The 18,057-nt window shown below is 41.0% G+C and carries 18 protein-coding genes; 3 read left to right on the plus strand and 15 right to left on the minus strand.

Annotation, left to right across the window (positions count from 1 at the left end):
* The 5 genes from K6V30_RS05765 to K6V30_RS05785 all read right to left on the minus strand — a co-directional run bounded on the left by K6V30_RS05765 (position 1) and on the right by K6V30_RS05785 (position 3,839).
* Complete coding sequence (locus K6V30_RS05765; RefSeq protein ID WP_010536161.1) at positions 1 to 192, minus strand: hypothetical protein; 192 nt, start codon at positions 190 to 192, stop codon at positions 1 to 3.
* Between the two features lie 13 nt (positions 193 to 205).
* The gene (locus tag K6V30_RS05770; protein WP_055269344.1) at positions 206 to 769 is read right to left on the minus strand and encodes a DUF3575 domain-containing protein; all 564 of its coding nucleotides are present in this window, start codon (positions 767 to 769) and stop codon (positions 206 to 208) included.
* A 12-nt stretch (positions 770 to 781) separates the two neighbouring features.
* Positions 782 to 1,837 carry a DUF3868 domain-containing protein gene (locus K6V30_RS05775; protein ID WP_055269345.1) on the minus strand — a complete coding sequence of 352 codons (1,056 nt, stop codon included), beginning with the start codon at positions 1,835 to 1,837 and terminating at the stop codon, positions 782 to 784.
* A 22-nt stretch (positions 1,838 to 1,859) separates the two neighbouring features.
* Positions 1,860 to 2,477, minus strand: a complete 618-nt coding sequence (locus K6V30_RS05780; RefSeq protein WP_010536164.1) for a DUF3575 domain-containing protein — start codon at positions 2,475 to 2,477, stop codon at positions 1,860 to 1,862.
* Between the two features lie 405 nt (positions 2,478 to 2,882).
* Positions 2,883 to 3,839 (minus strand): tyrosine-type DNA invertase cluster 3b, encoded by a 957-nt coding sequence (locus K6V30_RS05785; protein ID WP_010536165.1) that lies wholly within the window; start codon positions 3,837 to 3,839, stop codon positions 2,883 to 2,885.
* 141 nt (positions 3,840 to 3,980) lie between these two features.
* Between K6V30_RS05785 and recO the strand changes: the two genes are divergently transcribed.
* Positions 3,981 to 4,709, plus strand: a complete 729-nt coding sequence (gene recO / locus K6V30_RS05790; protein WP_010536166.1) for a DNA repair protein RecO — start codon at positions 3,981 to 3,983, stop codon at positions 4,707 to 4,709.
* Positions 4,710 to 4,723: 14 nt separating this feature from the next.
* On the opposite strand, the gene K6V30_RS05795 is transcribed toward recO, so the two are convergent.
* Positions 4,724 to 6,463, minus strand: coding sequence for an ATP-binding protein (locus K6V30_RS05795; RefSeq protein WP_010536167.1), 1,740 nt, complete (start codon positions 6,461 to 6,463; stop codon positions 4,724 to 4,726).
* A gap of 138 nt (positions 6,464 to 6,601) precedes the next feature.
* Here K6V30_RS05795 and K6V30_RS05800 point away from each other — a divergent pair, with 138 nt between their 5' ends.
* Both K6V30_RS05800 and K6V30_RS05805 read left to right on the plus strand, forming a co-directional pair.
* On the plus strand, positions 6,602 to 7,543 hold the full coding sequence (locus tag K6V30_RS05800; RefSeq protein ID WP_010536168.1) for a hypothetical protein: 942 nt from the start codon (positions 6,602 to 6,604) through the stop codon (positions 7,541 to 7,543).
* Positions 7,544 to 7,547: 4 nt separating this feature from the next.
* On the plus strand, positions 7,548 to 8,771 hold the full coding sequence (locus K6V30_RS05805; protein WP_010536169.1) for an acyloxyacyl hydrolase: 1,224 nt from the start codon (positions 7,548 to 7,550) through the stop codon (positions 8,769 to 8,771).
* A 46-nt stretch (positions 8,772 to 8,817) separates the two neighbouring features.
* Here the strand turns inward: K6V30_RS05805 and K6V30_RS05810 are convergent, their stop codons facing one another.
* The 9 genes from K6V30_RS05810 to ftsA form a co-directional block, all read right to left on the minus strand.
* The gene (locus K6V30_RS05810) at positions 8,818 to 9,294 is read right to left on the minus strand and encodes a hypothetical protein (protein ID WP_010536170.1); all 477 of its coding nucleotides are present in this window, start codon (positions 9,292 to 9,294) and stop codon (positions 8,818 to 8,820) included.
* 181 nt (positions 9,295 to 9,475) lie between these two features.
* Entirely contained in the window at positions 9,476 to 9,742 is a 267-nt protein-coding gene (locus K6V30_RS05815) for a hypothetical protein (protein WP_224207262.1), read from the minus strand.
* Positions 9,743 to 9,970: 228 nt separating this feature from the next.
* Complete coding sequence (locus tag K6V30_RS05820; protein ID WP_022301429.1) at positions 9,971 to 10,393, minus strand: hypothetical protein; 423 nt, start codon at positions 10,391 to 10,393, stop codon at positions 9,971 to 9,973.
* Between the two features lies 1 nt (position 10,394).
* On the minus strand, positions 10,395 to 11,678 hold the full coding sequence (locus K6V30_RS05825; RefSeq protein ID WP_055269346.1) for a C10 family peptidase: 1,284 nt from the start codon (positions 11,676 to 11,678) through the stop codon (positions 10,395 to 10,397).
* Between the two features lie 45 nt (positions 11,679 to 11,723).
* Entirely contained in the window at positions 11,724 to 12,098 is a 375-nt protein-coding gene (locus tag K6V30_RS05830) for a BT3441 family protein (protein WP_010536174.1), read from the minus strand.
* A 157-nt stretch (positions 12,099 to 12,255) separates the two neighbouring features.
* Positions 12,256 to 13,947 (minus strand): BT3442 family protein, encoded by a 1,692-nt coding sequence (locus K6V30_RS05835; RefSeq protein ID WP_055269372.1) that lies wholly within the window; start codon positions 13,945 to 13,947, stop codon positions 12,256 to 12,258.
* A gap of 764 nt (positions 13,948 to 14,711) precedes the next feature.
* On the minus strand, positions 14,712 to 15,161 hold the full coding sequence (locus K6V30_RS05840; RefSeq protein ID WP_010536176.1) for a GatB/YqeY domain-containing protein: 450 nt from the start codon (positions 15,159 to 15,161) through the stop codon (positions 14,712 to 14,714).
* 100 nt (positions 15,162 to 15,261) lie between these two features.
* Complete coding sequence (ftsZ, locus tag K6V30_RS05845) at positions 15,262 to 16,569, minus strand: cell division protein FtsZ (RefSeq protein ID WP_008763706.1); 1,308 nt, start codon at positions 16,567 to 16,569, stop codon at positions 15,262 to 15,264.
* Between the two features lie 17 nt (positions 16,570 to 16,586).
* Complete coding sequence (ftsA, locus tag K6V30_RS05850; protein WP_055269347.1) at positions 16,587 to 18,038, minus strand: cell division protein FtsA; 1,452 nt, start codon at positions 18,036 to 18,038, stop codon at positions 16,587 to 16,589.
* Between the last annotated feature and the right edge of the window lie 19 nt (positions 18,039 to 18,057).

An 18,057-nucleotide genomic window follows, 5' to 3' on the forward strand; every position in this document is an offset into this window, starting at 1 on the left:
TCACCAAGGATAGATATAAGATATGATTCCGCGTTGTTGCAGTTCTTCCAGAATCTTCATGTCCTTCGGTGTTTTTCCTCTACCGCCATGTCCTAAGTGATATACTTTCCACGGTGTAGACCGGTATTTGCGTGCTATCTCCATGTAAATATGCCTCCTTTTGGAGAACCAGACTTTCCATAATTTTTTCATTTTTCTTCTTTTCTTAAAATAGGTAGATTAAACTAATAGAGGCCTTATTAGGTCCTGCGTAATGATACTTTCCTTCCTCCTTTAGCTTTGCGCATTTATCTACGCAGTTGTATTGCCGGTAATGGATATATTCGTATCCTGCTCCCACACTTGTTTCTATGTTCCAGTGGTCGTTCAGCATCCAGTGATATCCACAGCTGATACCTCCGCCTGCCAGCCAGCCTTCGTACCGATAACGTTTCAGTTGGGAGAATACGCCGAAAGGCAGTTTCTTGCCTCCGATGTTGAATTGTGCGCCGTTCAGATAAGCCCCCAAGAAAAAGCCGTTATACTTCTGGCAAGTCCAGTATTTGTATTCAGGTTGCAGCAGCCAGTAGCGGTTGACATATTCTTCGCTCCGCTTCCAGGGTCGCAGGCTTCCGGTGAGTTCGACGGTGTTCTTGTTTCCTATGGCATACGAGATTCCTCCTCCGAAGGCTCCGTCTATGGCAGAAAGCGCATTCACTCTGATGGCCACTTTCTGCGAGTAAGCGTCCAGACATCCAAGAAGTAAGAGCAGGAATATGAAACGTTTCATTGTATCCGTTGATTAAGGGCGTTTATTGTTCTCAAAAAATGCATTCAGATTGTATGCAGCCTCTTCGGAGCCTTCTGCTTTGGCGGCTTTCAGCATTCGGATACCTTCATAGGTATTTCCGGACATAAGTTCGTATACTCCGCGACAGTTTTTGTAGGCAAGGCTGTCATGGAGAGCCATTGAAAGGAACTTACCTGCCGATTTGACGTCTCCCTGTTCGATGGCGGCAGCTGCTGCATTCAGGTTGGCAACCGGGTGTACAGGATACAGTTTGACACTAATATTGATAATCTTGTAAAACCGGGCTTTATCTTCCGTATAAGACAGGGCGACAGTGTAGAGTTCGCGGAGCGATAACATCTGCGGATTGATCTCCGCTATCATTTTTGCCTCTTCAAGGCTGAAATTCAGTTCTTTCTGATTCCGTGCATCCACATCATCCGTTTCGGGAGAAACATAGGCACCCTTGTATTTCATCTTGTTGCCGGCTGCCGGAGTCACCGAACGTTCATTGACAGCAGGAAGGGAGACTATTTCTTGGGTAGCCGTACTGGAGGGAACTATTGTGCCGGAAGATGCCACTATGTTTTGAGGAGTTATGACGATCGTATCTTTCAGAGATTGTTCACCTTCCGGACGTACAATAGTTCTTTTGAGTGTCAGTGTCGCGTTGCTCATCCAGTCCTCCGCCGGCAATGAAGTCCGGTAGGAAATGGTACGTGAATGATTTTCGTCAATGCCGGCAATGAGATAAGCTTTTGCATCCTCTTCTTTCCGGTCATTCTTTTTGCGCAATATCTGATTGCGCAGATATAGCTTCTGTTTCTGCTTGCCGTTCAGTTGTATGTGTGGCAGCAGCACTTTTTTCTCCTGGCTGGTCAGTACGGGTGTCAGCATAAAGGCACTTTTGGAATCCATGTCGTCTATATGGATTGAAATATCCATGGCCAGAAGCAATGAATCTGCACGGACACCGAAGAAGTGAGGGACGATATCCAGCTTAACGTTCTGTGCCGGGAGCAAGTTGCATATCAATAGACTGAAAAAGATGAATGCTTTCGTTTTCATGTTATGTTGTGATTTAATTGATTTACTGAATGAAATATACGAGTGATATTCCTATCTGCGTGGGGCCCCAATAGTTGCAGTGGGACTTTTCTATGAAGGCGGCGCCTTCGGGTTGTCCGTAACGTTTGTAGTTGAGGTGGGCATATCCCAGTGAGAGTCCTGCTTCCAGATTCCATTGCGGACTGATCATCCATTGATAACCGTAGGAGATGCCGAAGCCTGCCAGATTGCCTTGATACCGATTGTTGGCAATCTGCTTGTTTTCGATTCCCAGCATTTTACCGTTCCCGAATCCCCAGGGGAGCATACCGCCAAAGTTGAACAGGGCATAATGAACCTGAAAGCCGATATAACTTCCCATAAACGTTCCGCTAAACCATTTGCGGTATTCCGGCTGGAGCATGAAATGCTTCATCTTTTTATTTCCTCCGAAGTTCCAGGGATTGTAGTTGACGGAGAGACTGAGCGTATGCGTATCATCGCATCTTATCTCTCCCCCTATGTTGAATGTGGTTGTGAGGTCGTAGAGAAGATTGCTCTTGACAGCTATCTTTTGCCCGTATAGACTGGAAGCGGGCAGAAGACAGGAAAGGAGGATGCTTGCCAACATGCATTTTAAGACTGGTGTGAGTCCCTTCATGCTGCTGATCGGCAATATCCTTTTTTTATTACTATTGGGTTTGTGTGTCATAATCTTTTGTTTATGTGTTTCTGTTACTTCTTAGGTAACGGAAATCCGGTTTTGTGACCGGTATGTGGAGGGGAAAGAAGTAAAAAAGGCAGCGGTCTTTGAGTTATAAAGTGTATATATAAGTTTTCGGCTGAAAAACAGTCCGGCAGATACAATAGCGGTCTGGAACATGAAACAGATATAATTCATGCTCCTGTATTCTTTTTTATTTTTTTTGAAAGAAAGGGAGTAAAATAATGTCTAATTAATTTGGAGTATGATGTTCTTTTTCTATATCTTTGCGCTGTATTTATTTCCGTTACCTAAGAAGTAATAGATAAGGTAATTTGTTTATATTCAATAGTTTGTCTCTCTCTATTTGCCTGTAAGGTAGTTCTCTACGTAAAAACAATTCAATTTATTCGCTTCTGTCCGTTTTTCCAGTCCAAAGCCTTTCAGATAAGTTTGCGTGGTTTTTATCGATTTATGTCCCAATGATTCGCTGATCATTTCGATAGGGATTCCCTGATATTTGGCGCTTGTTGCCCAGGAATGCCGGATGGTGTATGAAGTGACGGGCGATTTGATGCGCAATTCTCTGGAGAGGCTCTTCAACTGATTGTTGAAACGTCTGAGAGCCGACTGATATTCCTTATATCCTGCCTCTTCTTTCCTTTTTTTATCTCCTTTCATTATGTCGAACAGATAATCCGGATAATCGCCGGCGGAAGATTCATTGTTGCGCAGTCCGTTGATTGTCTTTTGGGCTGCTTCCAGTATTTCAACGCTCATGGGAGTGCCCGTCTTTATACGGTTATATCTCAGTACTCCGTGTGTCAATGCAGATTTCTCCAGATGTGCAAAGTCGGCAAACGGCATGCCGCAGAGCTGAAACATCAGTCGTGCTATTGCTTGTGTACGACACAGATGTCTGGACTTGGGCGCTTTGTAGAGTAGCATGTGCAGCTCGTTGATGGGCAGCGCCTTCTTCTGGCGGACATCTACTCCGGTGAATACATCACGAAACAGTCGGGGAATGAAACGGGCAGTGCCTGCTTCGACGCCCCGGTTGTAGATACTGCGCAGCATACGCATATAAGTCGATACGGTATTTGGTTTCAATCCGCAGTCATAAAGATACTGTCCATACCTTCTCAGGTTATCGCGGTTGACTTGCCCGAATGCCACATCGGGAGTATCACAAAACTTTGTAAATGAAAGAATTGCGTTTTTGTATACATGTGCCGTCGAGTAACGGCCTTCTTCTTGAAGACTTCGGATGTATGCTTTTGCGCATCCGGTAAAGCTGTTTTTATTACTTTTTCTTTTCATACTCTTGTCTATATTTACTTGTTATTCAGGGAGTATAACAAAAATAGCAATCTTTTTTGTTGTTAACGCCTCTAAAAAGCTCCCAATTGCCAGACATTTTTTTGTAGTTTTGTTCCGGAATGATAAAAAGAGGAGCGCACTATGCTGCAAAAGACGAAAGGAATAGTTCTACATACGCTTAAATATAATGATACTTCTATCATTGTAGATATGTACACGGAGTTATCCGGCAGGACTTCTTTTCTGGTTCCCGTGCCCCGTTCGCGGAAGGCGGCAGTCAAGTCGGTGCTTTTCCAGCCCTTGTCTTTTATCGAGTTTGAGGCAGACTACCGTCCGAATGCTACTCTCTATCGGGTGAAAGAGGCGAAGTCCTTTTATCCTTTCACTTCTATTCCTTATGATCCGTACAAATCTTCGATGGCACTTTTTTTGGCAGAATTTCTCTATCGTGCTATTCGTGAAGAGGCTGAAAACCGTCCGCTGTTCGCTTATTTGCAGCATTCTGTCATTTGGCTGGACGAATGTCGCGAAGGGTTTGCCAATTTCCATCTGGTTTTTCTGATGCGTCTTTCCCGTTTTCTGGGGTTGTATCCCAATCTGGAAGATTATCATAATGGTGATTACTTCGATTTGTTGAATGCTTGTTTCACTTCCAGTCGTCCGCAGTTGCATTCCTCTTATATTAATCCCGAAGAGGCAGGACGTCTTCGCCAGCTGATGCGTATGAATTATGAGACAATGCACTTATTTGGCATGAGCCGCGCAGAACGCACTCGCTGTCTGACGATTATGAATGATTATTATCGTCTGCATTTGCCGGATTTTCCAGCGTTGAAGTCTCTGGATGTACTGAAAGAATTGTTTGACTAGTTTTTTTTAACAGTCTAGACTTCTTCTACTCTTGTCAGTTTCCAACCTTGAAATACTAGTGCGATACTTTTTAGTTCTGTAGTTCCTTTGTCTTGCTGAATCCATTCGCTTGTGGCATACTGTTTCAACTGTGTTTTTGCATCAGTCAGCAGTTTCTCTATCTCGGTGTCGGAAGCATCTCGTTTAGCATACTTTACCTCGATACAGTAACTGTATACCATGTCGGGAAGTTGCAACAGGCGGGGTTGCAGAAAGATATCCGCATATCCTTTGTTGCTCTCATATTCGGGACGGGCAATGTAGTAATGCGTCAATCCCAGATAAGCCAGAATAAAGGTCTTTACGAAAGCCTCGCCTTCGATAAAGTCGCGGATACTGCTTTGAGCGTTTAGACGGTCGGCAATGTATTTGAAGTAATTTTCCCATTCTCCTTTGTACGCCATTCGTTTCATCCGATCCACTAGTTTATCTGTTTCCAAATAGAGGTCGGCAGAATCTTTGTAGATATCTGTCATGTAGCCGTAGAGTTGTTCGCGTACTGCCCAGTTGGGGACGCTCAGTCTGGGCTCTCCCATTTCCATGCCGCTGATGGTGAGCATACCATAATAATAGAGCAGGCTCTTAAAGTATTCCGGTTTGATAATATCTTCAGCAGGGAAGCTGTCAGCAATGATTCCGGTAGTAGAGCCTTTCTCTACGATTTCCTGTACCATACTTGCATTCTCGCCGAAAGTTCTGTCTACGTGGATGAGGTGGCGCAGCTTGTTGTAGTCGGTGCGGATGTTGGCATCGAGCATATTTTCGGGAATGTCTTCATTCAGCATATAGTGGTTCATGAAATAAAGTACCATATCCGAGTTATACATCGACGGCTCTTTTAGTGCTTTTAGGGCAAAACAATAATTGTCATACCATGGTTTCATGATGTCTATTAGTTCATTTGTGGTGTGCGGTAGCTTCCGGTAACTTTTGTAATAATCGATTAGCGTACGTACTTCTTGCTCATTAAATCCCATCATATTGTTAAAGGTGGGCGAATTGCTGTAATTTGCCGCAATGTTAAACCCACTGGTGAGATCATCCATTGTTACGGGACTTACGCCTGTAAGGAAGATCCGTTCAATCACTGAATTTGAATAGTCTTTCACCACTTTCAGGAAGCCACGGAAGAATCCGCTACCGTGAGTGATGCTGCGATAACGTTCGTTGCCATAATCAACCAGTATATTGTTGGCAAAGTTATCATATTCATCAAGGATGAGATATATCTTTTGTCCTTTGCTATTAGCACTTTGGCACAGTGATCCCAATAAAGCGTCTCCCGTTTTTAATTCGCGTAGTTTTTCGACGGCTTCTTCTCCTAGCAGATGGGCATTTCGTTCCGCGAATCCGGTCATTACTATCTTGCAATAGGTGTTGAATGATTCTTCTAAACGTTCCATACTGGAGGCTACACTACTGAAATTAAGTGCCAACACTAAGTATTTGTTGCGATCAGGAGTAGGATGCTTTCCTATGTAAAGTTCGCCAAATATTTTGTCGAACTTATCTTTCTGGTTGATGTCATAGTAATGACTAAGCATGCTTAAAAAAAGGCTCTTACCGAAACGGCGCGGACGGACAAAAAAGAAGAAACGACTTGTGTTTTCTACTTTAGTAATATAGTGAGTCTTGTCCACATAGTAATAATTATCACAGATGATAGACTCAAAATTCGTCATCCCATAAGGTATCTTCTTTATTGTAGCATCCATAACCACTTCTTTTTTTTATGTTGAGAACAAAAATAGTTTATTTTCCTTTATATGGCAACTAAAGAGGGGTGATAATAACACTCTTCTAAAAATATATATTACTTTTGTCACCAACGAAATGACTAGATAACGACCAACATGAAAACATTCGTAAACTTAGCAGCATATATTCTCATCTTTTTAGTTCAGTATGGGTGCAACGATGATGTATTTGTCGACGATTTCCGGTCTTCCGATTCCGAATTTACTCTGGACGGGAATGGTGATGATGTAACCATTCGTTTTGCATCCTCCAATTGGGATTTGATGTGGATGTATACATACGACAGCGAGTTTTCCTGTCAATATGAAATCTATGACGCTGACAATCGCCTGATAATGCGAGAACAGAACGCCTACTTAAAAGGATTAGGCAAGATCGTATGCAATGAGAAACTGACCGATTTCGTCATTGAGCGCAGTGATCCCAAAGAGCTGAAGATCACAGTGGGCGAAAACGTCCGCAACACTCATTTTAGATTCATGCTTGTAGTGGGCAATGATTATGAATCGCAAGAGATATACGTTGAAATTTCCCCGTCGGACAGGTATGTGTTAGATCATATCACTTATTCTTTAAATGCGTATAGGTATGAGAAGAGAAAAGGTGAAAGGGGGAGTTTTGTACAACCCAACCTTTCGGATATTCCCTATCCATGCCTTCTATCAATACAAGGGATCCGTCATGAAGTGACGTTCCAAAGTGATACGCCCGGGGCTTTTCGACTATTGGGAGATGACAATTTGACAGTAGAGATACCAACTATAGAGAATGGGACTTTGGTGATGAACGGTGTACAAGCACAATATACCTCTCGGGAACAAGCATTGCCTTTTCCCAATATAGAGAAGGAGATTTTTATTCCACCTTATACTACTCAGCGTATTACCTATATGCTGATGCATGAATGGTTTGAAACGGAATACATTCTCTATACTTTTCACCCTAAGACTAAGAAACAACGAATTATAACCGGTACGTTGCAAAGCAATATACCTACAGACAACTGGATTATAGAACGCGAAAATATCAAAAAATAGAAATATGAATGCCAGATGGTCTCTATATATAATCTGCTTGCTGCTGCTCTCGGCAGTTGGCAACGAATTAGACGCTCAGACAGTAGTGAAGCCTGTCGGACAGCAGAATGAAAGTACCAGACATGCCCTCATCCATCAGATCGGTTTTGACGTTCGTCCGGGCTATGTAGCTCCGACAAACAGTTTCCTCGAAGGCGATAATGCACAACGGCAGAAAATTGACCGGTCACTTTCCCTGCATTTGAAGTATGCTTTCCAGTTCAGCAAAGATTCCTATTTGGGGAGGTTGTATCCTCATGCTTATCAGGGGATCGGTGTTTCGCATAATACATTTTATAATTCCGCAGAACTGGGAAATCCGGTGGCGGTATATGCTTTTCAAGGGGCACCTATTGTACGGCTTTCATCCCGTTTATCGTTGGATTATGAGTGGAATTTCGGTGCTTCTTTCGGTTGGAAACAATATGACGAACACAGCAATTGGTACAATGATGCCATCGGTTCTAAAATCAATGCATATATCAATCTGGGTTTTATGCTGAACTGGCAGTTTCATCCGCAGTGGAGGCTGGCGGCGGGTGTGGACTTTACGCATTTCTCCAATGGCAATACACATTATCCTAATGGAGGCCTTAATACTATCGGAGGAAGAATCGGTGTTGTACGTACCTTTGGTGCCGAAGATGAGGCATCCGGGGCAATTGCTCCCAAGCGCCTTTATATCAAGCCGCATGTCAGCTATGACTTGTTGGTATATGGAGCTACTCGCAAAAGAGGGTTCGTGAAAGAAGGTATACCGACTTTGGTTCCCGGTTCGTTTGGTATTGTAGGGCTTAACTTCGCTCCGATGTACAATTTCAATAACTACTTCCGGGCGGGGCTTTCCGCAGATGCGCAATTTGACGAGAGTGCCAATATTAAGGATTATAAACTAGTAGGAACTTATGGGGATGATATAAAGTTTCATCGTCCCCCTTTCCGCGAACAATTTGCAGTGGGGGTGTCTCTTCGGGCAGAATTGGTAATGCCCATTTTCTCAATCAATGTCGGTATCGGACGAAACCTGATCTACAGTGGCGATGATACGGAAGGTTTTTATCAGATTTTGGCTCTCAAAACTTATGTTACCCGTCATTTATTTCTACATGTGGGATATCAGTTGAGCAAGTTTAAAGACCCCAATAATCTGATGTTAGGAATTGGATATAGATTTCATGATAGACGATGAATGGATAACTATTTCATATATTATGGGATAGTTTCTCATGCCAATTCTAATTCTCAATTTCAAAAGTGACATCGTTCACACTTGTATCTGTTGCTCTTATATCATTATAATGAGCTTCAACAATAGATGGACGGGCATTCTTGAATTGATACTTTATTTTGATTGTATCTTTTTCTTTGCGGATTTCTTCAGGATATTGGATTTCTAAAATATACTCTTGTTCATAATTACCCTTGTTTTTGATACAGGCTTCCCATTCTCTAACTTGTATATTGAGACAGTTGTAATATGTAAGATAGGATATGTCAGTAATTTGAGTGTCCTTGTTAATGGGGCTTAGCAGGTTCACTGTAATCTGATTTATTTTATCTTTGTTTTCCTGCAAAGGTGAACTTCCGTCTTCATTGATAAGTTTCACTTTACAATTAAAAATAAATGGCGGTGTATCAGTGTTCTCTTTGCAGCCAATTAAAATGAAAAGTGTGAATAGAACATATAATAGTTTAGTTTTATGCAGTCTCATATCTTTCTAATTAATGGTTTCTTTATGTAGATGAATATCTGTCGACATTCTGTTATTTATGATTATGCAATATTACAATAAAAAAAGAATAATCTAATAAAGGAGTGATAAACAGCTATCACTCCCTACTGTTCATTCATAGAGGAATTATTTTGATATAACCAGTTTTCTAATCAGCGTCTTAAACTTTCTCCTTACTTAAGACTTCCAATAGATAATAATAATATCCCAATAGATCTTGTACAGGTTCGCCTTGATTCTTGTTCACAGCTTTGACTTTAATCACGAACTCATATCCTTCTTCATACTCATCTTCAAAACCTTTGATTGTTTCGATGACGTATGTCTTGTTGCTTTCATCCGTAACAACATAGCCTAATATATCGGTGGTAATACCATGTCCCGGTGCAACATAATAATCTCTATAAGCTGCGACTTTTAGGATCATGGTTTTATATTCTTCTTTTTGCTTCTCATCGTCATTACAAGAATAAAAGCATAAACCTATAATGATTAAAAGTACAAAAGCATTATATATCTTGTTTGTCATATTGAGATGAAGGTAAAGATTCTATCATCATTTCCAAATTCATTGGGAATATGTTTATTTACTCCTTTTATCCTCTAAGTGAATACTCTTCGTATACAACTGTATAATACTCATTCATCAAAACTTTTAGTATCTAGAATGTTTCATGATATTGATATCAGGTAGCTGTATAACAGTTATAGCATGATATGTATTTACATATCTGCATATAAATTTTATGTTTCTTTTTTTTCCTGTTGTATTCTCTAGTAGGCAAATTGTTACTTTCTTTCCATCGATTTTAAAAGAAAAAAAATCAAAATCAAATTTATCAGGTGGGAAGCTCTGATTTTTATCTTTAATATATTCTGGACTATATTCTTTAATAATAATTCCATCAAGTATTAACTGATCAATCTTCCATTCATCTTTATTGGATGTGAATATTTTCCTGCCTCCTTCTTTGGGGCATTCCCAACTATAGTTAGAGAAAGCGAATTCATTGGAATCGGTATTATTACAAGCGCTCATGATCATATAAAGGACAGCTATGATTAATTTATATTTCATTTTATTCATTTTTTGTTTGCCATACACTAAATGCTTTCATTTGATATGGAAAGGTTCTAGATGTGCCTTCCCATCTCAAATCCTGATCATAATTATCCGATTGTGGTATATAAAGATAATAGCCATTATAACTTTCCCCCCATCCATAATTGATATGGAAATATCTCTTTACATATTTAGTTGCATCTATACATGTGCCACAAGCCCCAGTAGTAAATATAAAGCGTAATGCATCTATTAGCATTGAATGCCCTTCATCATTACTATTTCTAGCAGATAACCATACTATACCATTTTTCTGTACTAAAGTATTTTCAATAGTTTCATTAAAAGGGGATCTTTCATATTTAAGATAACCTTGGGATAAAAGGCATACGGCTTTTACTGCATCTTCTGTATTTGCGCTACTACTAGGACCATATTTCATTCCTACTGCTAGTCCAATCTCATGTATTAAGTTTGCTACATCGGTTTCTTCATCGCTTCCGGCAATAAACTGATTGTCATGTTTGATTTCGCTTAGCCGGTCCCATGATGTTATTAATGTGTAGTAATAAAAGGTAGTTTTTGAACGGTCCCATAAGCATAATAGGGCTTGTGCTGCTGCAACTGCAACGCATCCTGCTGCAGAGCGTACTTTGTCTCCATTGCTGTTGGTGTATAAAGGACAAACATTATTGAATGGAGCGAATTGATGCCAACAAACTGGACACCTAGGTTCCATAGTAAACATTTCTTTTCCTCCGACTATATCTGAATCTGCTCTAGTTGATGCGTTTAGTGTTTTCCAATCTTCATTTATTGACGTATTATATTTTATAGAATACTTAATATCCGCTATTGCATTACTTAGAATAGCTACTAATCCACCGGGTATGTTACTGTTTATTAGATCAGCATTGTTAAGCTCTACAGTTCCATCTGCAATGCCATATAACGATTTGGCACGCTTGTCAGCCGCAACAAAAGCGGTATTGCCATTAGATAACTCTACTATATAAAGAATGTCATTTACATCTATATCAGAGTCATTACCAATGCTCCGCGTCTTGCTTTTAGTCAATGAAGTTATCTTTTTTATACTAACAAAATTCTCTACCCTTGTAGGAGAGAGAGAAGAGACTCCATAAAACTCATCAATAGTTGATTGAATGTCTTCTTCATTAACTTTGAATTCAGGGTTCGTACTACTTGTTTCAGGTAGGCTTTCACTGTCAATCATATCAAAATTCTCTTGACATGACATCATTGTAAACAATGATACGATAATTAATAGTTTTCTCATGGCATAATTTTTAGTTAATATTATTTTATGAGTTGATATTGTAATCTATTCGATTTCAAACTCTCCAATGAAAGTCACATCTTTTTCTATATAAAATAGCTCATATTGATCGGCTTTGAAACCATCTAAATCTATTTTATAGATTTCCTGCTTATCAGGAATCACCATATCTTGAAATACGATGTTTCCATTCTTGTCTTTAACTTGGAAGGTGACTGGCTCGTTCGATTTTTCAAAGAACTGCACTTCGATGTTATTACCTTCGAGAGTGGCTTCTATGGGTATGAAAGCAATATCTTTCTTAAGGTGCTCCCATATTTTTAGTTGTATATACTTGCCTCTGTGGCTTGATAAACAATTGGCCTCCATTGTCATGAATGAAAGGGCAATTAATAATAATGTGATACTTAGCTTTCTCATATCTTTAAATGTTTTCTGCAAAGTTATGAAAAATGAGAGACAAAATCTGAGAAATACTAGTTTTGATATGGACAAGCGGATGTTGATAATCAATGACTTACGGCTTTGATCTGTACTGTGAACATGACATTGGTAATATCTCTATAAAATATGGATATTAATGCATATTCTTAATCAAATATTCGTATAATGAAAAATTAGTTGGTAGTGTGATATTTAGTTTCTGTTTAAGTCTGGAACGCTTTCTACTTACGGAATTGGTGGCAATATTTAATAGTTTTGCTTCTGTATTGGTATCGAATCCCAAAAGATACAAACAGCAATATTGAAAATCTTCTTCCGGTAAGTTCGGACCTAAGCTATATATATAATTATAAAGTTCAGGATATATGGTCGTTATTTCATTTGTAATGGCTTTCCATCGTTCTTCAGTTATGAGCGATTTATCATTTCCCGGTATGTTTTGATTGCCCAATTTTGTTAGTTCTTTGTATAGAGGTGAATCTACTAGTAGTTTATTCTGTAGTTTTCTATAATTGGCTGATAAACGAATGATGTCTTCTTGCAGCTGATCATAATTTTCATCTTTTTCTTTGAGGTTGTTTAATATAATTCTTTTCTTTTCCAGTTCAAGCTTATGATTATATAAATCTGTTTTTATGTTACTCAATTCAGCCTGTTGATTTTGTATTTTTTCTTTCGCTCTTTTTCGAAATAGCAGATATCCCATTATCGTGAATAGCAGAGCTGAAGTGCAGATGATTAAAACGATGATATAACTTTGTTCTTTGTTTTTTAGGTCAATGACTTCTTTCTTTATTTTTAGGTTGTTATACTTGGTTTCTATATCCAGTATTTTGGACTGACTGTCCGCATACATTAAGGAATCTACTATTTCTGTGTATTCTTCTAAATTTGTAAGTGCTTCTTTATAATTTCCTTCTGACTTATAGATTTGATAATATAAATTTTTGATGCTATATGTATAGTCAAGATTATCTTGTGGAATTCTTTGCAGAAGTTCTTTGGCTTGCTTTAAAGAGTCAGATGCGATATATAAGCCAATTAGTGCTATGTAATTTGGCATTTTTTCTCTTCCTTCCAGTGCTTTATAAAAGAACTTTTTGGCTTTGTCGTATTTGTCTTGCATTACATAGATGTTGCCCAGGGTGTTTTCGATTGAAGCTTTTACATCTTTATCCTCTGAAGTCTCGGCTATAGAATTTGCCATAAACAGAATTTCGAGGGCACGGGGTATCGAATCAATACATGCGTATTCGCGCCCTATATCTCTTAGGGCACAAGCGTAGCTATCAGTGTTATTTTCTTTTTTGAAATAGTCGGCAGCCATTTCGTATTTTTCGATAGCTTCTGTCCGCATGGCTTTCTCTCTATATAAATCGCCCATATAGCTGTATGTATATCCAACTAAATTATATAGCTTATTCTTATTACCAATCTCTAACGCATTAGTATATATAGACATCGCCTTGTCATAATCCCCATCATTTGCATGGGAACGTCCCAAATAAATTAAGGTTTGTACCTGTTCTTCAGGTTTGCCGTAGGATGAATACCAAGCATTAGCCCGCTCGAATTGATAAGATGGCAATAGGGTATTAAAGATTTCGTCAGTGACTTTACCCGATAGCATGCACCAGCGTGCAAAAGTCTTGTCATCTAGTTTTTCCGGAGATGGTATATTTTCCAGTAAGATTGAAGCACTGTCTGGGTTTACTTCTATAATTCTCTCTACTTCATCGAGTCGTTTGTCCAAAGCGGATTGCTGTTTGCTGCATCCTACTAATAAGAATGTAGATAGGATAGTTATCAATGTACTGCTTTTCATCTGTTTGTCGTAATTTAGTTCGTTGTAGATGCTCCTCAAAAAGTATGTTTTGCCTGTTGTCAAAGCAGGTATATTACCTTCATATTGTTGCAAAAGTAGGTATTTAATTTATATAATGCTATTTATTACGTCTTTATTCCTGTAATTTGATGTAAAATTGGTGGTTTTATAAATTAAGTAACTTCAGATAAGGGCAACGATTGGTTGTCCTTATCTTGTTTTATGGTAAAGAAGTTATTGTTTGCCATTCTTTTAGATGCAAATGATCCTATGTTCTCTTGTCTTTCAACTGGTATTATCATATTATCTAACCGATATCTTCATCGTCCAACCCGGGTGATGTAATCATCGCACTTGGGTGAACTGATCGTGTCACAATAGTAGACAGTTCATTCCACCCGGGTGGAACGATGAAGATGTCGGTTAGAAAACATGCAGATATAGGTATCAAAAGAGAAGGCTATAGGCAGTATAATATATAAAGAACCAGTCAATTAAACTCAGAATAGCGGTACATAACCGGAGTGTTGGTAATGAATAAATCGTAAACCCGTGAGAAATGAATTGAAACTGAATGAGAGATACCCCTAAAAACAATGAGAGATACGTGAAAAATAACTATTTTAACGAAGAAAAGAGTGAGAGATACCTGTTTGAAAAGGATCTCTCACTCTTTATGTTGCTGATTATCTACGGCTTATCTCAAAAGGAATGAGACCGTGAGACTAAAAAGTATTTTTAGTTTCCAGAGGAGTGGTGAAGGGTTATCCCAACAGCTCTTTTACTTTCGCAGAAATAGCACGGCCTTCTGCAAGTCCTGCCAACTTCTTGGAAGCTACTCCCATCACTTTACCCATATCTTTTCCGCTGGTTGCGCCTGTCTCTGCAATGATTTCTTTCAATGCAGCTTCCAGTTCTTCAGCAGTCATTTGTTTGGGCAAATAAGCTTCCATTACGGCAACCTGTGCAAGTTCTCCGTCAGCCAAATCCTGACGTCCCTGTCCGATATAGATTTCGGCAGAGTCCTTACCTTGTTTCACCAGTTTCTGAATGATTTTCAAGGCTGCTTCGTCTGTCAGTGTATCGTTAGCTCCCGGAGCTGTTTTAGCTTCGATGAAGAATTTCTTTACGTTTCTTAAAGTCTCCAAGGCAACTTTATCTTTTGCCTTCATTGCGTTTTTAATGTCTTCGCTGACTTTGTCAAATAAATCCATAATGATATTTACAATTTAATTATTTACAATCTACAAAAGCAGAGGAAGAACCAAACAGTATGAATCTTACATTCTTCATTCTTAGTTCTTCATTCTTCATTTAAAAAGTGATTACACCGTCATTGTCCGTTGCCTCTTCCATGGCAACTTCCTCTTCGAGAGCCGCTTTTGTTTTAATCTTCAACAGCTTCGTTTTATCGCGCGTGTAAGTAGGAGATTCCTCTATCATGGCGATGATGTCGTCGTTGTCCAAATCTTCGGTATTGAAGATGTAGATATGACGGCGGCTGCGCAAGCTCTTCTTTCCGATACCGGCGCTTTCACCGTATGCTTTGCGGATACGTTCTTTGTTCTTCTCCTTCTCTTCTTCAAGCTGCAGCTGGCGTTCTTCTTCCTCCTGGCTGCGTGCTTCGTGGAGTGTGTCCATACCCGGCACGTCTTCTACACCAAAACCGGTTGCCAGTACGGTGATCTTCACTTTGGTATCCAGAGAATTGTCTACTGCGACACCCCAGATAACTTCTACTCCTTCGCGGAACTTGCTCATGAACTCGTGTATCTCGTTCATCTCTTCCATCATCAGTTCGGATGTGGGGCAGAAGGACACATTCAACATTACTTTTTTGGCGTTGAAGATGTCGTTGTTGTTCAGCAACGGAGAGTGCAGGGCATCGTCGATTGCTTTAGTGACACGGTTTTCTCCTTCTCCGAATCCGGTACTCATAATGGCTACACCACCATCTTTCAGGATGGTCTTCACATCGGCAAAGTCCAGATTCACCGTACCACGCATGGTGATAATCTCGGCGATACTTTTTGCTGCGATGGAAAGCGTGTCATCAGCTTTGCCGAAAGCATTCATGAAGGTAAGGTCGGCATATATTTCGCGCAGGCGTTCGTTGTTGATGACCAGCAAGGCATCTACGTGCTGGGCGATACGTTCGACGCCGTCCAGTGCCTGAATGATTTTCTTTTCTCCTTCGAAAATAAATGGAATGGTGACAATACCTACTGTCAGAATATCCATCTCCTTCGCAATGCGGGCGATGACAGGGGCGGCTCCGGTTCCGGTTCCTCCTCCCATTCCGGCAGTGATGAATACCATCTTGGTGCCGTCGTTCAACTGTTCTTTGATATCGTCAATACTTTCTTCGGCGGCGTCGCGTGCCCGTTCGGGACGGTTGCCGGCTCCAAGTCCTTGTGTGATGCTACGGCCCAGTTGCAGTTTCACCGGAACGGGTGACTCGGCTAATGCCTGGTTGTCCGTGTTGCAGAGAACGAACGTTACGTCATGTATGCCTTCCCGGTACATGTGGTTCACAGCGTTACCGCCACCGCCACCTACACCAATCACTTTGATGATCTTCGGTGAGTCGGTCGGGAAATCGAATTGTACTATCTCGTCCATATTATTGAATTTTGAATTTATTTCATATCGTCGTCAGAGAAGATTTCCTTTGTCAGGGAGTCGATCTTGCGTTGAATCCAGCTGGGACCGGCTTCTCTCTTCCGTCTTTCTTTCTCTTCTTTTTCCTTCTGCTTGCGGAGTCTTTCGGCTTCCTTGGCAGCTGCCCGGGCTTCTTTTTCCTCCTCGTCTTTTTTGAGGCGTGCTAGCCGGGCTTGCTCTTTCAGTTCCTGATCGTCCTCAAACATGTCTGCGGTCTTGTGAACTTCCGGCTCCGGTCGGGGAGTGGCGGGAGTGACCGGTATCTGGGGAGCAGTTTCTATCAGGCAGCAGTTCTGATTGCCTTCGAACAGAAGTCCGAACAGGGTGTTCTGCGAACCGTCCTTCTTCAGTATATTGCTGGGAGCGTGAACGGTGTTGCGAGGCAGTTTCGCCATTCTCATCTTTTCTATCTTCGAGCGTCTGCGAAGCATTTCTTCCAGATTCTTCAGGTTGGCGGCTCCACCTGTGAGGATGATGCCGGCCAGCAGTTTGTCTTCGTAGCCGGAGATTTGAATCTGGTTCCATACGTTAGCGATGATTTCCTCGGCACGTGCCTCGATGATGTTGTTGAGCTTGCTCAGTTCGACTGTGCGGCTTTCATCTTCGAGCTTGCAGGTGGCGGGCTCTTCGCTTTCGTCTTCTTCGTATAGGGCGTCTCCGTAAGTTTTCTTCAGACGTTCCGCTTCTTCTTCCTCCATTTGCAGGGTGGTGATGTCGCGGGTGATGCTGTTTCCTCCCAGCGGCAGCACTGTCAGGAAGCGGAGAATGTTGTTTTTATAAACCGAAATAGTGGTGGTATCAGCTCCGAAGTCGATGAGTGCGCAGCCCGAACGGCGTTCGCTCTCGGTCAGCACAGCATTGGCTGTTACCAGTGGCGCGATCAGTTGGTCGGCAATATCGATCTTTGCCTGCTGGAAGCAGTGTTCCAGATTCTTCCGTACGGAAGAGCGGGCGACGATATTGAGGAAACGTCCTTCGATGTGGCTTCCTACCAGTCCCACCGGGTTGGCTTGCAGATTATTGCCGACTTTGTATTCTTGCGGCGCTACGTCCAGTATATCCATATCGACTACCGGAATCGCTACGTTCTCATCGCCGATAGCGTTTACCAGCTCTTCCGAGATAATCGCTTCTTCTTCGAGGTCGCGACTTACTACGTTGCGGACTGTGCGGAGTGATTGTCCGCCAATGCCTACGTATACCTTGGCGATTGAGTTTTTCAACTCACCTTCCAGTCTGTTGATGATAGAAGTCAGGCTTTGCGCTGTCTTGTCCAGATTGAAGATTACCCCTTTACGGATAAACGTAGAGGAGTCTTCCTGGGCATATGCCAGTATTTGCATGCTTCCGTCACTGTTCTTTCTTCCGGCCACACCGGTTATCTTCGATGAACCAAGTTCAATAGCGGCGATAAATTCTGTTGTTGCCATCTCTTTATTTACAATTTAA

It is taken from the genome of Bacteroides faecis, from assembly GCF_020091505.1.
GTDB lineage: Bacteria > Bacteroidota > Bacteroidia > Bacteroidales > Bacteroidaceae > Bacteroides > Bacteroides faecis.

Bases quoted from the DNA above. Each gene is read 5' to 3' on its own strand.
- K6V30_RS05785 (WP_010536165.1), bottom strand. From the start codon at position 3,839: ATGAAAAGAAAAAGTAATAAAAACAGCTTTACCGGATGCGCAAAAGCA.
- ftsA (WP_055269347.1), bottom strand. From the start codon at position 18,038: ATGGCAACAACAGAATTTATCGCCGCTATTGAACTTGGTTCATCGAAG.
- K6V30_RS05825 (WP_055269346.1), bottom strand. From the start codon at position 11,678: ATGAGAAAACTATTAATTATCGTATCATTGTTTACAATGATGTCATGT.
- K6V30_RS05795 (WP_010536167.1), bottom strand. From the start codon at position 6,463: ATGGATGCTACAATAAAGAAGATACCTTATGGGATGACGAATTTTGAG.
- K6V30_RS05800 (WP_010536168.1), top strand. From the start codon at position 6,602: ATGAAAACATTCGTAAACTTAGCAGCATATATTCTCATCTTTTTAGTT.
- K6V30_RS05765 (WP_010536161.1), bottom strand. From the start codon at position 192: ATGAAAAAATTATGGAAAGTCTGGTTCTCCAAAAGGAGGCATATTTAC.
- K6V30_RS05830 (WP_010536174.1), bottom strand. From the start codon at position 12,098: ATGAGAAAGCTAAGTATCACATTATTATTAATTGCCCTTTCATTCATG.
- K6V30_RS05770 (WP_055269344.1), bottom strand. From the start codon at position 769: ATGAAACGTTTCATATTCCTGCTCTTACTTCTTGGATGTCTGGACGCT.
- K6V30_RS05835 (WP_055269372.1), bottom strand. From the start codon at position 13,947: ATGAAAAGCAGTACATTGATAACTATCCTATCTACATTCTTATTAGTA.
- ftsZ (WP_008763706.1), bottom strand. From the start codon at position 16,569: ATGGACGAGATAGTACAATTCGATTTCCCGACCGACTCACCGAAGATC.
- K6V30_RS05805 (WP_010536169.1), top strand. From the start codon at position 7,548: ATGAATGCCAGATGGTCTCTATATATAATCTGCTTGCTGCTGCTCTCG.
- recO (WP_010536166.1), top strand. From the start codon at position 3,981: ATGCTGCAAAAGACGAAAGGAATAGTTCTACATACGCTTAAATATAAT.
- K6V30_RS05815 (WP_224207262.1), bottom strand. From the start codon at position 9,742: ATGATCCTAAAAGTCGCAGCTTATAGAGATTATTATGTTGCACCGGGA.
- K6V30_RS05810 (WP_010536170.1), bottom strand. From the start codon at position 9,294: ATGAGACTGCATAAAACTAAACTATTATATGTTCTATTCACACTTTTC.
- K6V30_RS05840 (WP_010536176.1), bottom strand. From the start codon at position 15,161: ATGGATTTATTTGACAAAGTCAGCGAAGACATTAAAAACGCAATGAAG.
- K6V30_RS05775 (WP_055269345.1), bottom strand. From the start codon at position 1,837: ATGAAAACGAAAGCATTCATCTTTTTCAGTCTATTGATATGCAACTTG.
- K6V30_RS05820 (WP_022301429.1), bottom strand. From the start codon at position 10,393: ATGAAATATAAATTAATCATAGCTGTCCTTTATATGATCATGAGCGCT.
- K6V30_RS05780 (WP_010536164.1), bottom strand. From the start codon at position 2,477: ATGAAGGGACTCACACCAGTCTTAAAATGCATGTTGGCAAGCATCCTC.